Source organism: Candidatus Methanoplasma cognatum (assembly GCA_009777615.1).
Classification (GTDB): Archaea; Thermoplasmatota; Thermoplasmata; order Methanomassiliicoccales; family Methanomethylophilaceae; genus Methanoplasma; species Methanoplasma cognatum.
The window spans coordinates 361767-378488 of sequence record WRLM01000001.1; the positions used below are offsets into that span (position 1 = coordinate 361767).

The 16722-nt window shown below is 50.9% G+C and carries 7 protein-coding genes and 1 rRNA gene; 3 read left to right on the top strand and 5 right to left on the bottom strand.

The genetic code is table 11. From position 1 onward, the window contains the following. The first annotated feature begins 250 nt into the window (after positions 1 to 250). Positions 251 to 3165, top strand: a 23S ribosomal RNA gene (locus FWG96_01670). Positions 3166 to 3715: 550 nt separating this feature from the next. Continuing rightward, complete coding sequence (locus FWG96_01675; GenBank protein ID MCL2031970.1) at positions 3716 to 11287, top strand: leucine-rich repeat protein; 7572 nt, start codon at positions 3716 to 3718, stop codon at positions 11285 to 11287. A gap of 71 nt (positions 11288 to 11358) precedes the next feature. On the opposite strand, the gene FWG96_01680 is transcribed toward FWG96_01675, so the two are convergent. The 5 genes from FWG96_01680 to FWG96_01700 form a co-directional block, all read right to left on the bottom strand. Beyond that, positions 11359 to 11649, bottom strand: a complete 291-nt coding sequence (locus FWG96_01680) for a hypothetical protein (GenBank protein MCL2031971.1) — start codon at positions 11647 to 11649, stop codon at positions 11359 to 11361. A 220-nt stretch (positions 11650 to 11869) separates the two neighbouring features. Continuing rightward, complete coding sequence (locus FWG96_01685; GenBank protein MCL2031972.1) at positions 11870 to 12676, bottom strand: ABC transporter ATP-binding protein; 807 nt, start codon at positions 12674 to 12676, stop codon at positions 11870 to 11872. Further along, on the bottom strand, positions 12677 to 13708 hold the full coding sequence (locus FWG96_01690) for an iron ABC transporter permease (protein ID MCL2031973.1): 1032 nt from the start codon (positions 13706 to 13708) through the stop codon (positions 12677 to 12679). A gap of 127 nt (positions 13709 to 13835) precedes the next feature. Next, positions 13836 to 15134: an ABC transporter substrate-binding protein gene (locus tag FWG96_01695; GenBank protein MCL2031974.1), complete on the bottom strand. Its 1299-nt coding sequence runs from the start codon at positions 15132 to 15134 to the stop codon at positions 13836 to 13838. A gap of 401 nt (positions 15135 to 15535) precedes the next feature. Continuing rightward, positions 15536 to 15871: a transposase gene (locus FWG96_01700; GenBank protein ID MCL2031975.1), complete on the bottom strand. Its 336-nt coding sequence runs from the start codon at positions 15869 to 15871 to the stop codon at positions 15536 to 15538. Between the two features lie 203 nt (positions 15872 to 16074). Here FWG96_01700 and FWG96_01705 point away from each other — a divergent pair, with 203 nt between their 5' ends. Continuing rightward, a complete protein-coding gene (locus FWG96_01705) occupies positions 16075 to 16719 on the top strand; it encodes an MBL fold metallo-hydrolase (protein MCL2031976.1) in 645 nt (214 codons plus the stop codon). The last annotated feature ends 3 nt before the right edge of the window (positions 16720 to 16722 follow it).

Genomic DNA, 16722 nt, shown 5'->3' on the forward strand with positions numbered 1-16722 from the left:
ACATGAATATTCCGCTCACAGAACAACAGTTCGTGACGCTTGTTCCTGCTGCAGTAGTAGTGATTATATACTACCTCTCCATCGGGAATATCCTGCGCCGGGCCTAGACGCCTGGGCGATTACAATCATGCACCCGGAGAGAGGTCCTCTTTCGGGGAAGAGGTGTAAGGGCTCCGCAATGGAGGATGAGATCGGATAAAGCCCGGTGATCACCGATCATACGCAACCTGGACGTGTGCTAGATCATACGCCAGCGGCGATGCTACGCCGCATGGGGGATGGTTCGGCTAGAGCGCTGAAGAAGGTCGTGTCAAGCTGCGATAAGCGTCGGGTAGGTGCAAGAAGCCTATGATCCGACGATCACCGAATGGGACTTCCTATTCTTCGGAATGATCAGTAATGATCGGGAACGCGGGGGATTGAAGCATCTTAGTACCCGCAGGAAAAGAAATCAATCGAGATGCCGTTAGTAAAGGCGATCGAACACGGTATAGGGCAAACTGAATCCCTTATGGAAACATACGGGAGATGTGGTGTTGAAGGCTCTTTTATTCCTAAGTCGGAAGATTCAAAGTTGACTGGAAAGTCACGCCATAGAGGGTGATAGCCCCTTAGAAGAAGGTCGATATGGAAATTTTAGATGTCCTTGAGTAACGTGCGTTGGATATCGCGCGTGAATCTGGGAGACATTCACTTCCAACCCTAAATACGTCTCTAGTCCGATAGCGCAGTAGTAGTGTGAACGAAAACTGAAAAGTACCCTTAACGGGAGGTTAAAAGACCTGAAACCATGCGGTCAAAGATTTATATAGCATCAAAGGAAAGAAACCATTAATGGTGGACCAGTGTTATATTATTCGTTTAGAAAAACGATCCAGGGAGTTCTGATCATTGGCGAGGTTAACTATTCAATTAGGAAGCCGAAGGGAAACCGATAAGCCCGCAATTTTTTATGAGGGGCAAGGTGTGCTCGCCTGAAGTCAATGGTGCGGATACCCGAAGCCGGTCGATCTATGCCTGAGCAGGATGAAGCCTCTCGAAGGGGAGGTGGAGGTCCGAACCAGTACTGATGTGCAAATCGTTTGGATGACTTGGGTATAGGGGTGAAAGGCCAATCTAGGCCGGAAATAGCTGGTTCCCCCTGAAACTAGTCGCAGCTAGATCTCGATGGAGGTCGAATGTGAGGTAGAGCACTGATTGGACGTTTAGGGGAAGAAATTCCTCGGCGTCCTGTCAAACTCCGAAATTGCGTTCATCGTAGAAGTCGGGAGCAAGGCCACCCGGGGTAAGCTTGGTGGCCATAAGGGAAACAACCCAGACTAAAGTTAAGGTCCCTAAGTTTCGGTCGAGTGTAATATGAAATGGCGTCGGCAGTCCAAGACAACCGGGAGGTGGGCTTAGAAGCAGCCATCCTTTAAAGATAGCGTAACAGCTCACCGGTCGAGATTGTGGGCCCAGAAAATGGACGGGACTAAACCGAACACCGATACTTTAGAGTGCAGAAATGTAATTTGGTAAGGGGGCGTAGTGCATGGGCAGAAGCCGGGCCGTGAGGTCCTGTGGACCGTGTACTAACGAGGATCCTGGAGAGAGTAGCAGCAAAGCACGGTGAGAATCCGTGCCGCCGCAGGGGCAAGGGTTCCTTGGCAATGTTCGTCAGCCAAGGGTTAGTCGATCCTAAGGTAACTCTTAATCGAAGTTATCGAATGGGAAACAGGTTAATATTCCTGTACTAGAATCTCCTTTGTCCACATCGTAAGATCGAGATAGTCATTGTACATTTGTCTGTGTATCTAATTGTATAAGCCCATGAAGAACCGTAATGGTGAGAAGTAGGCGAAAGCATGATGGGGCGGGAGTAATCCCGCTTATGATGAGTCTCGGTTTCCGTGAAAAAGGTGTGGTAACAGTTATTCTATTCGTACCAAGAACCGACACAGGTGTCCCTAGGTGAGTAGCCTAAGGCGTGTTAGCATAATCAAGGCGAGGGAACTCGGCAAATTAGCCCTGTAACTTCGGGAGAAGGGGTGCCAGTAGAGAGATCTACTGGTCGCAGTGACAAGAGAACTCCGACTGTTTAATAAAAACATAGGTCTCTGCTAGTTCGAAAGGATGTGTATAGAGGCCGAAGCCTGCCCAGTGTCGGCATCTGAAATTCTGTTTCAACGGAACGAAGGACCGATAAACGGCGGGGGTAACTATGACCCTCTTAAGGTAGCGTAATACCTTGTCGCTTAATTGGCGACTTGCATGAAGGCTCAACGAGAGTTCTACTGTCCCCGCCTTGACGCTAGTGAAATCAATCAGTCTGGTGCACAATCCAGACCCCTCCATCTGAAAGCGAAGACCCCATGGAGTTTCACTACAACCTGTTGTTGTTGTAAGAGTTGGTATGTGTAGCATAGGCGGGAGACGTTACCCAGGAAGGTGCGCTAGCATCTCTCCGAGTCACCGGTGAAATACCGCCCTTATTAATTTTTACGACTAACCTCTTCGGAGGAACAGCTATAGGCAGGTAGTTCGGGTGGGGCGCCACGCCCTCAAAAAGATAACAAGGGCGCCCAAAGGTTAGCTCAGGTAGGTCAGAAATCTACCGAAGAATGTAAGGGTATAAGCTAGCTTGACTCGGAACCAGACAATAGGGTTCGGAGATAGGAAACTATGGCCTAGCGAACCAATCAACCTCCTGAGTGGGGGTGATTGATGTCAGAAAAATTACCCTGGGGATAATTGAGTTGTCACGAGCAAGAGTTCATATCGACCTCGTGGCTTGCTACTTCGCTGTCGGCTCTCCCTATCCTGGTGGTGCAGCAGCTGCCAAGGGTGGGGTTGTTCGCCCATTAAAAGGGATCGTGAGCTGGGTTTAAAACGTCGCGAGACAGTTTTGTTGCTTTTTGATGGAGGTGTAGGTACCTGACGAGAAGGACCCTTTAGTACGAGAGGAACAGGGGTTCGTCGCCTCTAGTTTATCAGTTGTCTGACAAGGCATGCTGAGTAGCCACGCGGCAGCGGATAAGAGCTGAAGGCATCTAAGCTCGAAGCCGCCTTGAAAAAGAGGTACCATTGGACGCTCATAAATGATGAGTTTGATAGAAGCCGGATGTAAGCATCGAGGTTCGCCGAGGTGTTCAGTCCTGGCTCACTAAAGTCCGTATACGTCGCTGGATGTGGTCTAGCAGTTAAACAGGTTGCGTATGAAAAATCTCATCCTCAGATATTTTTTTCATAAATGATCGCATGAAAAATTCTCATCCTCAGATCTTTCTCTATTTCGTAAATTATCACATGAAAATCTAAACAAATCGGGCCCCGCTCTCATCCGGGCTACTTAATATAGGCGAATATAGAATATATATAATAAATACGACCATTATATATAAAAAGGTTGTATCTTAGAAAAATATTTATTTCACAGACCTATAATCAATATTGCAGTTAGTTTAGAGACGGGTTCATTATCTTCATAAGAGATCTGAACAGCATAAGATTCTGTTCGGTCGATGCAAAAAAGGGGGGGATAGCATGAGGCCGTTTGGAGTGATTGAGAATTTTATGTGTTCCGCCGTTACATTGGGCGTGATTGGATCCGCATGAATATTGCAACTCCCCCGGAGTTTTGATTCGGGCTCGTCAAATGAAGCTAATATGCAATACAGACGAATGAAAGCATACGATAATAAAAGAGGGGATGACCATTAGGAGCAGAAATAAAACATTGATAGTTGCCATGTCGCTCATGGTAGTGACATTATCTGCATTTTTGTTAACGGACAACGAGTCGACCGGCGCCAGTTATGACGTGACCGGATATGTCGACGGAACGTTCACATACAGTCTGGATACGACTGCGAAGGAGGCGATGATCTCAGACTACAGCGGGATCGGGAATACAGTAAGCATTCCAGATTTCATTGTCCCGACCTCCAGCAATCCAGGCTCTCCTATCTATAACAATACGGCCCAATATCCGGTAACGGTTATAGGAACAAGCGCCTTCGAACAAGAGGTCAATATTACTGTACTCACAATGGGAGCAAACGTAAAAACGATCCAAGAGAAAGCGTTCAGAGAATGTACGGGGATAGCAACCCTCGACCTGAAAAACGTCGAGGAGGTAGGAGCTCAGGCATTCGTACACTGCACGTCCCTCACTCAGCTGAGGGCAGACAATCTTATAAAGATCGGGGACGGCGCCTTTGCGATATTGAATGTCATCAATACTATGCCGTACACGGGCTCCATTCCGTACATGAACTCGCTTTCGCTCCCGAAAGCGGAGATCATAGGGGCAGCGGCTTTCGGAACCGCTAACACCGGCTCTCTCTACTTCCTCGCGAGAGATTTCGGCACCGTCAATCTGCCATCCGCAGTATCCATAGGCGACTATGCGTTCTCTCAGGCACAGATAGAGAATTCGCTGAACATAGCGAGCGCCGAGACGATAGGCTACCGCGCATTCTACTGGGCGCCGCAGGGATACACCGACGTCAATAATTCCGGAAATGCGGTGAGCTATTCGATATCCATACCCGAAGTGAAAAGCATAGGCTCCGGAGCATTCATGGGAAGAGGAATAACAGGCGTGACATTCCCGTCAAGTACCCTTTATACAATAGACACATACGCGTTCGCCTTCACCCAGCTGCAGACAGCGGAACTCGGAATGGTGAGCAGCGTCGGGCTGTCCGCTTTTGACGATATAAGGGAACTGGAGTATTTCGCGGTCGATCCCGCCAACACAAAATATGCATCACTGATATCCAGCAACCCCGCCAATAATGGCGAAAGGGGCGCGCTGTATCAGCTGGACGGCTCCGGCGACCCGTCAATACTTATCAAACTGCCGCCGGCGATAAGGCCGCTGCTGTCAGATCACGGCTATAAGTTCACGGTTGCCAACGGAGCGACTGGAATGCTGGGCACAGCATGCAAGTGGTGTCCGTCCATATCGGTGGACCTTAACGGGATAACAGATATCCCTGCGTCAGCATTCTCTAATTCAGAGGTCCTTCAGGTAACTGCAAGGAATGCAAATCATGTGGGCCATTCCGCATTCGCATACTGTACCTCTTTGTCATCATTCGATTTCCTTGACGCGGGGGGTTCGCTGCTGATAGAAGAAAATGCTTTCCTGGGGACATCCCTTGAGGTGATAGATCTCCCGAAGGATACCACGATAGGTAACAAGGCATTCTCGGCGCTGGTCCCGCGTGACATAACACTCAGCATATGGGGAGACACTGTCATCACGGACGGCAGTCTTAACGGTTCGTTCCTCGGCACATATCTGGCCACTCTCAGGGTATCTTCGGACGCCGCATTCCCTGCGACCGTTACGGGCGCAGAGAACATATATGATAACTGGAACGTCTCGGGATGCTCATATGGCGGATCGAACAGCATCGGGCTGCTCATAGTTGATAATACCGGAGATGTTGATATCTCCGAACTCAAACCGAACGGAACATATAACCTGCAGATAATCAGCTTCGCCGACTTCTCGCCCGCTTCTTTAGGGGTCCTTCAGTTCGTAGAATTCAAAGACAGTTTCGGAGCGAACCCCGCATATCACCGCATGTCCGCCAAAGGAGGCGTATACTCTTCGGAGTCCCATCCGGGTCCCGGGCCTATAATGCTTGATCTTGCCGGCACGACCCCCAGCGGAAAGAGCTGCGCGGCAGGAGACGGCATGACATGGGAGCTTATCCACGAATATTATCTGATCAATTTCTATTCATTCCCGACCGACACCATCGGCGGCAACGGCATTCCCGTCGGAGATGATCCCGACTATACCAACGCCTTCATCGACAGCGAGGACATGAGTGCAGGCGCCCGGGATTATATCGATACAAAGATGTATCTTTCAGGGCAGGAACTGAGGTCCCTGCTGTATGTTACATTTGTCAGATATCATTTGGAAGGATGGTATACGGCAGACGATCCGAATCATGCTCTGGCGACCATGCTGACGAACAACAAGGTCATGGCGAGCAACGGATTCGCTGTGGCCGGCCCGCAGAATATACCGGAAAGCTGGATCTACCGCGACCCTGTCACAGATCAGGGCATACTCAACCTCTATGCGGTATTCGGAGGAAAAGAATACAGGATCGAGGTGGAGGTCAGACAGACGGGAGGCCAGCAGACATCCGGCAGTTTCGGCTCTAACCCCGACGGTACGGGCGGAACGATAAATCTCGTCCTGGATACGCCGCCGATGGGCTACTTCGGATTCGGCACGACCACGTCAAATGCAAGCGGTTACGGAGATTACCCATACGGTACCCAGATAACCCTTCAGGCGATCCCTCAGCCGGGATATGCCTTCGTAGGTTGGGCACTCATCGATATCGGGGAGGAACAGGTAGTATTTGACGCAAGGAACGACAGAAGCTATGTCAACAGCATGAGCGGCACCGCCACATGGAGCTTCACCATACCTTCGGCGCAATTCAAATTCGTGGCATATTTCGCAAAGGTCACGAATGTTGTTTTCGATTTCAATGACGGCAGGCCGACCGCCAACGCTAACTTCGTCGTCGGCGACAGGCTCACCGAAACAAATAACGCCTACGGCAGTCACAATTACGGCGTCTCGCTTAACAACTGGCTCGTCGGCATCCCCACAGCGAATCTCAACACGGCCGGTAACGGAACCCCGTACTATCCGGGCGTCCCCGTCAATGCAATTGACTCGGGGCTGGCATTCGGCGGATGGTACAGCGGCACAACGGAATATAATCAGATACCCTCTGCCCCCAACCCCCTGAACATCAGGGCGAAATGGCTGGCGACGATAGACTTCTATACCAACGACGGCACGAACGGCAATTCGACACTGACCGGGACCGGACTGGTCCTTAACTCGCCCGGCGTCTACTCATATCTGCACGATGTGGGTGTGTTCGCCTCAGGCAGCTACAGCGGAGTATTCAGTTACGGCGCAAGCTATTCGCCCGCGATACCGGACATAAGCTTCAACGGATGGTATGTCTTGGCCAGCACAGGCACCGGCTTCGGCGACATCGTGGCGGACGGATCGGGAAACAGCGGTACACCGTACCAGAACCTGTATCCGACCCTTAAGAGGCTTGAACCCGGAACGGTTGTGGGAAGCAACATATCCCTGATCGCTCTGTACTCCGCGGATGTGGAAATTTACTTCAACGGCGGCGTTGACAGCACAAGCGTCATAGACACAACAATACCCTATACGGTCGCCGTCCCCGTATCCAAGCCGACATATTTCGACGACGCCTTGTTCAGTACGTTACATGGTAAGATGCCGGCAGTGAACAGCTCGACCGGCGACATAACCAAGGATGATGTAAAAGGCGCCGGCATGGCATTCGTAGGCTGGTTCGTGACCGCCGACGGCAGCACAATGCCGGTCGCGTCAGATGCCACGTTCATAACATCTCCATCGGCGACAGCGGTCGTAAAGAATGTTAAGCTGATTGCCGGATGGGGACTGACCGTGTCTTTCGACGACGGAGGACAGACAGGGATACTGAAGGGGGCGGTCCCGTGGGTCCCGGCCTCCGATGAGTTCTATGTTCTGGAGGGGACGGCATTCAGCATGGCTGACATGCCGGGAATAACCTCCGGCGGGAACTCCCCCACCGCCTGGTACGATGCGAGCACCACTCCGTATACGTGGTTCGATTCCAGCGTCGAGTATACATACAGCGTGACGCTTATCCCAGCTTTCGGGAGCATCTTCGCTTTCAACATGATGGGAGGCACCCCCGCATTAGGATATGTGTCATATATGTCGTCCGATACATTCGGCGATGTGCTTCAAAGGTTCATTGACAGCCTGTATGACAACTCAAGCAGCAGCTATGTAGACCTGTCTAAGGCCGGATTGTATTACATGACGGACGGCGGCAGCTACGGACTCGGCCCGGGCATGCCGGATGCGGCATGGTACAAAGGCGACAGCGGCTCTGCGCCTGACTACATCAACGGTACTCCGGTGAAATGGAACCTGAGCGACAGCATCAATCCGGCCAACAATACTGCGTATATCAGATGGCTGGCGGATGTGAGTTTCGACAGGAATGTCGATGTAGCGGACGTAGACGCAGGTACGACTGCAATTCCCGCTAAGATATCGGGCGTTGATGAGAACACCCCCTACACAATGATAGATCCCTTCGATGTGCTGCAATACAATACCGATAAAGACAGAACGTTCAAAGGATGGTACAACGGAACCTCGATGTACGCGGACCAGAACGGGGACGCTGTCACCGGACTGCTTGTAACAGGCAGCGTGACGCTTACCGCAAGGTGGGTCATTGAGGTCAAATACTACTATACCGGATTGCTTGCAACGGTTCCGGCAGGAGCGACGCTAAGCAGCGATGCGGACGGCAACTATGTCATAGTCGAAGTAGGAGCAACCGGCAGCGTCGCCGCCCCCACCCTGACCAAGACAGGGTTCACCGCCAATAACATCCTGTGGTACGAGGGCGGATGGACCGCCTCAGCCCCGGTATATCTGGACGGAGCCTTGCCTTCGACCCCGATCGGGAATTTCGACCCCCGTTTTGATATGGTATTCAAGAACAAAACGGTCTACGGCATATGGTATGCTAAGGTCGAGTTCGTCACAGACCCGTTGATCGGCGGCGGATTCTTCTCTTCGGTCAAGTATATGATGGAAGGGCTGGACCTTTCGGACCTCCTTGACGAGCTGAGATTATCCGATCCCAACGAAGACCTTGACCCCTTCAGAGGAGACCCTATGAGGACAGACTGGGTGTTCGTAGGTTGGTTCCACAGAACTTATATCTCTGTGCCGCTGGGCTATAATGACGTTGGGCAGCAGTATTACAGGACAAGCTTCAACTACGGCTCGCCCTCTAATCCCCCCTCGGCACCAAGCACATCGATCATGGGGGATGTGGTACTGTACAGCGAGCATGTGGTCGAGGTGAAATTCGAAGCCGGATACGATCCGAGCGCCCCCATTGATACGAGATGGCTGCGCGTCAACATGCCCATCCCCGGCTCCGGCCACAGATTCACGCCTATGCCGGTCAGACCCGGCGCGACATTCGTCGGATGGATAGACATGTCAGCGGGCAAGTTATATTCCGACTTTAAGACCGACCAGCCCAACAGCGAGTTGGTGTTGCACGCAATGACCCTTACCGCCGGATGGCTCGTGGAGGTCCGCTTCTATGACCCGAACCAATACCTGGCCGACGGTCTGGTGCTGAGCTTACACGGGAACATAGTTATGAACGACGGACCGGACGGAATACCAGGCACAGCGGATGACTATCTGGAGATGCCCGCAGGCACTAGGATCAGGGAGTTCATCGCAGTAGATCCTTCCCAGCCGGGAAAGACCTTCGTTTCGTGGTTCGTCGAACAGGGAACGCCGGACGGAATTTATTCGAGCGGAGATGTGTCGTTAGGGATCAATGACATGATACTCACAGACACAATATTGACCGCCGGATACGGGTTTGAGTTATCTTTTGATACCAAAGGCGGCACTCCTTCATCCATCCCTAACATGATGGTCATCGAAGGGCAGAGCGTGGACCTTCCCGAAAAGCCGGCCAAAGGCAGGCTTACTTTCGGCGGTTGGGACGACGGTTCAGCCTTATTCAATGCAGAGGACACCGTGACGCCTGCCGGCAACACCGTATACACCGCGAAGTGGATGGTAACGGTCATCATATACGACGGCGTTTCGATGACCCCCGTCACTACTGTGGAATGGGATGAGGACGCCGGCCCGCCGGCGGTCAGCCCGACGCCCACCGTAAGCCCGGATTACGACAACAAGGTCATTTCCCTGACACTGAGCACCGCTTCCGGCAACGTAACGGTAGAAAAGTTCATCGACAGATATGATCCGTCAGTCCTGGGTTGGGTGCAGTACTATTCCGTACTGAGCGGATGGATAGATCCGTTCACAGGCACAACATGGGGCCCGGATATGGCGGGGCTGTTCAGCAGCGCCTCCGATTCGACGGCCGTGTTCGCTAACTGGCAGGAGAGAGTGAGGATAGATGACGGTAACGGTTCGTCATGGACAGGATATCTTGACACCGGAACATACCTCTTGTCCTCGCTGACCCTTTCAGGACTCACGGCGAACGGATGGGCGGAGATGTTCAACCCGACGTCCCCCGTGAATCCCGACACGTACAGGATACGCGACAGCACGGATTTCGTTGCTATCACGTACATAACCCTGACACTCAACGCGAACGGCGGAACACCGCAGCAGCAGGTGATCCCCAACATAGCGGCGGGAACGATGCTGGGCGCGGTCCCGGCAACGGAGCCTACCCGCAGCGGTATGTTCTTTGCAGGATGGTATGACGGCAGCACGAAATATTCCTTCACGAATAAGCTGTACCAAGACACCACGCTGACGGCAATGTGGCAGTCCACTCCGCCGGAGGTGTATGTGATATTCGCTACCGCTTACAGCAATGCTTTCATATCCCCTCAGGGCATGATCAGAGTAATGGCCGGAGACAGTGTCACGTTCGACTTCTATGCTTCGGTAGGGAACAATCCTAAAGTGCTGATAGACGGCAGAGAGGTCAATGTGACGTCGCCCTACACATTCGCCAATGTGAGGGGCAACCACAGTATCGAGATCTCGGCGGACGGGACATTGAGGGACATTACGGGCTTACTTACCGTTAACGTCAACGGCCACGGCGACGTGCTCTACAGCACGGACGGCGGGATCCATTTTGCGTTCTACGACTCGCCTCTTCCGCTGTTCAGCGGCGCGGAGTATGTCCTGAAGGCTGTGCCGGGTCAGTCCAGTCAGTTCGTTAACTGGAGCGGGGACGCTTCGGGAAGCGATCCGCAGATAACGATCGTCTCGGACGGAACGTCTGACCTGTATGTCAACGCGAACTTTGAGAACCAGTCGGGAATCGGTTCGGGTTTCTTCGGGACTCACAGCGGCGGCGGGCTTTCCATAGCCAACCTCATATGCATGATACTGGCAGTCGCGATAGGCATTGTCGCGCTTACCGTTGCGAATAACAGGAACTATGAAGGGACCGGGACTGGCAAAGGACTCAGGCTGGGCGCCGTGATTATAGCCCTGATATCGGTGGCCCTCTTCTTCCTGACCCAGGGATTCAACGGAACATTTGTTCCGACGGATGAGTGGACCATTGTCATGGCGATACTTACCCTCGTGACGGCGGCGCTGGCGCTGATCAGCTTAAGATATGATTACGCAAAAGAGGAGGATGCCGGAAGCGGCAGTTCCAAAGGAATGGCCGAATGATGAAACAGGGGGCGCCGCCCCCAATTTTTTTTAATTATCCGGAGTTTGACACTTACGCCTGACTGATTTCTTCAGATCTCCATGGAGTTCGCGACCAGCGCGACCGCCTCCTTGGAAACGCTGTCCCCCTGATCGTGTTTCAGGGAGTCCAGGAATACGTCCAGCCCCATGGATGCGAACACTGAATCCACCAGGATCTTGTTGCCCATCCTCATCGTGGTGTTGTCGTTCGGCTTCGGTATCTTTGCTCTTATATTCTCGATTAAGGGAATGAACCCTATGTGAAAAACGGCCTTTCGGCCTGTTTTTTGTTTAGCGACAAAACTTATCGAAAGGCCGCCCTTATTCTTTTGCCCAGACATCCTGAGCCTTCGTAAAGAACACAGCACCCGCTGTCTGCTCAAGAACTGTATGTGTCAAACTCCAGATTTAATCTAAGAACACCATGATGCGTGCGCCTGTGCTGAATGCGGTGTTCGTGAAAGGGTATGCCGAAATGCGCGGCCGTCAGTTAACGATCGCCTTTATGCTGCCTCTGAGGCTGTCTGTATCTATCTCTATTTCTGACTCGATGGGCATACTTCACTGCAAATGGAGGGTTTCTATTTCCTCATCTGAAAGAGGATCGCCTAAGATGACATGGGGCCTCCCGTTATCATTGATGACAGTGCAGTTCATCCCGTAAACGCATCTTATGTTATCTTCAGTGATCACATCTTCAGGCCGCCCCATGCTGTATATGATGCCTGGATCAGACATCATTATGACTCTGTCTGCATATCTTGAAGCAATGTTCAGATCGTGGCTGATCATTATCACAATCATCTCTTTCTCTTGGGCTAATGCGTGGAGAAGATTTATTACTTGCACTTGGTGCCTGATGTCCAGGTTCGCGGTCGGTTCGTCCAATATGAATATCCTTGGCTGCTGCGCCAATCCTCTCGCGATAGATACCTTCTGACGCTGGCCTGCGCTGAGCTCATTGTAATTCCGCATCGCAAGTTGGGTTATGTTCAGTTGTTTCATGACCTCGTACACAATATGCATGTCTTCTTTTTCTGAACCTATCTTTTGAAAAGGATGTCTTCCCATAAGGATCGTATCTATGACCGTCATCGAGAAATTATTCGATGACGATGCAGGAACGAAACCCATTATCTTCGACAGTTCTTTGAGAGTATACTCGCTTATGTCCCTCTCATCGAGGAAGACCTCCCCATCTGTTGGGGTCAGCAGTTTGTTCATGCATCTGACAAGTGTAGATTTGCCTACACCGTTTGGACCGAGGATGCATATCAGCCCGGGCTTGTTGAAAGTAAGGCCGATGTCAAAGATCACCGGCCCTTTAGAGTTATATCCAAAACTAATGTCGTCTGAACGCAGTTCCATTTACCAGACCTCCTTTTTTTGCCTTATGAGAAGGTATAACAGAACGGGGCCGCCGATGAACGCAGTGATCACTCCCACCTGCAATACGGTAGGGGCTATGACCGTCCTCCCCACAAGGTCTGCTATGATCAGGAACACTGCTCCGAACGCCGCAGAGGACGGTAGCAGGAATTTATTGTCCGATCCGACGAACATTCTGCATATGTGCGGACATACTAACCCAACAAATCCGATTATTCCTGTAAAACTGACGATCGTCGCCGCTATCAGAGATACTATCAGCAGGCTTATCAGCCTTAATCGGTCGGCATTTATCCCGAGAGACCTGGCGCTTTCGTCCCCTGACGTAAGCACATTGATCTTGCTTGACAGCAGTTGTAACGCGATTCCCCCTATGAGGGCTACAGTGAACATGAACGGGATCGAGTTCCATTTTGCCAGACCCAGCGTTCCAATCTGCCATGTAAAGGCCTCTGCCAACGAATTGGGATTGGCCATGAGCATCATCACCGTGGTCATTGCATTGAATAGGTACATGACCGCCAGGCCGGAAAGGATTATCGTCGTAGGCGATGCCCGCCTTACAGTAGAGATCAGCAAGATCACTGCCATCGGTATAAGAGAGAAAAAGAACGCGTTCACTACTATTGCAAAGTTGCCTCCGATGACAGAAAGCCCCAGTACAATGGACAGGGTGGCACCGAACGCCGCGCCCGCAGATATCCCAGTCGTATAGGGGTCCGCAAGAGGATTCTTTATCGTGCTCTGCATCGTGGCTCCTGCTATAGCCAGCCCCGAACCGGCAATGATGCCCGCAAGTATCCTGGGGAGACGCACGTTCCATATTACGTAGTCTTTATTCGCGTCCTGAATATTTCCGGTTATGTGGTCGATTATTATCCGGAACGACTCAAAAAAGCCGATATCATACGGCCCTATCGTAGTAGCGAACCCTGCGACAATTACAGCCCCAACTATGCATATGGTAATGAAAAGATATTTTCTGTAAATGAAGGTTCCATATTCCTTCATCAGCTTTTCTTCTTCATCCGAACTCGCATCAGCCCGACCGTGATATTTATTCCAAGGCAGATCCAATTAATCTCTCCCGTTTCTGAATTGATAGATAGATTGTAAGAAGGGAGCTGGGCCCCTGGTTTCATTTATTCGGATAGTATACAAAGTTATACATCTGGAACTCGTATCCGTTCGTTTCGCAGAACTTGTTCACGTAGTCCCTGAGTATATCCTCCACCTCACCAGTGCTGAAAGTTCCTGGGAAGAATATCGAGCTCCCGATAAGAGTATGGATACAGAACGGCAGATCGTAGTTGATCATGTAAATCTCGTTATTCTTATATCCGTCCGTAATGGCGAAACTGCTGAAGTCCGTGCTTTCATATATCGCTTTAAGTTCGGCCTCAGACTGGTGGGTGTAGATATACCTTCCAGCGACTATATACTGCGGATTACTTGCCAGAATACTCTCCAAGTAGGTGGGTACAGACCCGCCTGCTGAACTTGGTGTTGTTACTATTGTATTTCCGACATTGGTGGCTCCGGAAAGAGACAGTGCTGTAGACACTCCGTCCGATTGGGCATACATGTAGGTCGGTGTCCCGATGTAGAACTTTGTGGCGCTTCTGTTCGAGATCTTGTCCAATCTTTCGTTGATCTTGTTGTTCAGGTCGTCCATCCACTTGACATACTCCTGAGCTTCTTTGCTGTTCCCTGTGAAGAAACCAAGCATGAGCGCCCCCTCAGCAAGTCTTCCGTTCTCCCATGTTGTCAGGCGGACCACTTGCTTGGTGCCGACGGTCGAGCCGTCTATGTTCACACCATATGTCGATTTGGTACCGCTGTAAACTGTATCGGCATCTATCTTCAGGATCTCTTCAATACTGGGTTCTCTTCTGTCTCCCACCGAAGGAAGGCCTCCGTAGTTTTTGAAGAGATTATTGTCCCAATATTGCTGTATGAAGTCGTTGATCCCCACAACTCTGTCCGCTGCGCCTATCGCGATCGCAAGGCTGAGGGACCTTTGCGTGTTCAAAACGATCATCTTGAAAATAGGTATCTTAGCAGAAGCCACGGTGCCGTCAACGGTGATGTAATTTATCGTCATGGATTTTTTCTGGCTGTCTGACTTCCCGTCATTATACTTTATCAGCTCGATAATGGCGTTCACCATATCGATGTCCTTCTGATCGACCACACCGTCGTTGTTGGCATCTGCGAGCAGTGAGTATTCACCGTTCTCGATCAAGCTCTCGAGTTTGGCCACGTCCTCGCCGTCCAAATAATCATCCTCATTCGCATTACCAAGAACGGCCAGTCTTCCGTCTGTATTTGTCGATCTGTAGCCCGTATCTTTGTTGTTCAGTATAACGAAGATACCTATCGCAGCGACAACAATAATGACAACGACCGCTACGGCGTATATCTGTTTACTTTTCATAATATCCTCTCATTTATAAAAGTTAGATTACATTGTTGGATGTATATTCCAATACTTTTGAGCGTATATAATAGATTCTATTTGATAGCCCTTCCAGAAAGAACATCGGGATTCCTCTGAAATTAAGGAAAAGATAAAATCTCTCTATCTTGATGCAAGAGGCCATAGGGGAAGTTCCAGATAAATCTGGGCTTTCAGGAAATCATCACCACCTTGAGTCCGGTCTGAGTTCTGACAGTCAGCGGCTGTTCACTGTGTCCCCCATCTTGCGTTTGACCATCGAATTAACAGTTTCTACCAGAGCTCTTTTGTTATATGTATCCTGATCGAAGAAGAACTTCATCCTTCCGCGGTTGAATCCCCTCGTCCTTACTCTGGATGGTTCCTACCTTGGCCTGTTCCTACTTCCTTATCGGTATCATCGCATCGGCGCCCAGCCTTTCATGGATATCCCTGTGGACATACTCGGCATCATATCCTTTGTCTGCGACCACACACCTTATGCCGAACCCTCCCCTGACAAGACTGGTCACCGTATATTCCATTCTCTTTATGTCATGGCTGTGCTTGTCCGTACAATCGCAGGACAGTATCATCTTCGTATCCGTATCCACTGCGAAAGTCGTCTTGACGAAATCCTTCTTTTCGCGCCTGACCCCGAACTCCCTTACTCGCTTCTCCATGTGCCCGGATATGTTGGTCAGCGAGAAACCTGTGGAATCTATCGCGACCACCATGTCTTCGGAAAGAACACAGCACCCGCTGTCTGCTCAAGAACTGTATGTGTCAAACTCCAGAATTATATCCATTAAACAATGCATAATGAATGCCGTTATGGAAAAGGGTCCATGAAGCCGAACGGGAGCATCTCGGCAACGGGGCGTCCCCCTGCGGCCTGTTCCATACGCAATGTTATATATCCTTATTAATTCCGTTTTTCATGGCTGTCCATCAGATCAATTCCGGCATGACTCCAGATTCGAACATGTATCTCGTAATCGGCAGCAGAACGGTATTGATCGACGCAGGCACGGGCATCGAAAGCCGCAGAAACATCGCAAAGATAAAGGACATATTGAAAGAGAGGAGGCTTGATATGATAATACTCACACACTTCCATTTTGATCATGTCGGCGGTCTTGCGGATCTGCTGGATGAGTTCGGGTCCGAGGCGTTTGCGGGCGCCGGTGATGCTCCCTTCATAGCAAACGGAGATCCGGAGTACATCCTCCCGGGATTGTTCGGCGGGGATATAGGGCCGGCGGAAGTGACGGAGCTCATGGAAGGAGACATGATCGATCTGGGAGAGCACAGGCTCCGTGTGATAAACACGCCCGGGCATACATGCGGAGGGATATGTCTGTATGATGAGGTCACTCACTCTTTGTTCTCGGGGGACACTGTGTTCGGCTATGGCGTGGGAAGAACGGATTTTCCCTCAGGCTCGGCTGAGGAGCTTATACGCTCTCTGAAGAAATTAAGCGGCATTGACATAGGGACGCTGTACCCCGGGCATATGGAAACGGCGCCGGACGGCAACAGGGCGATAAGAAGCGGCCTTATGATGATGGGGGTGTTCAATTGAAAA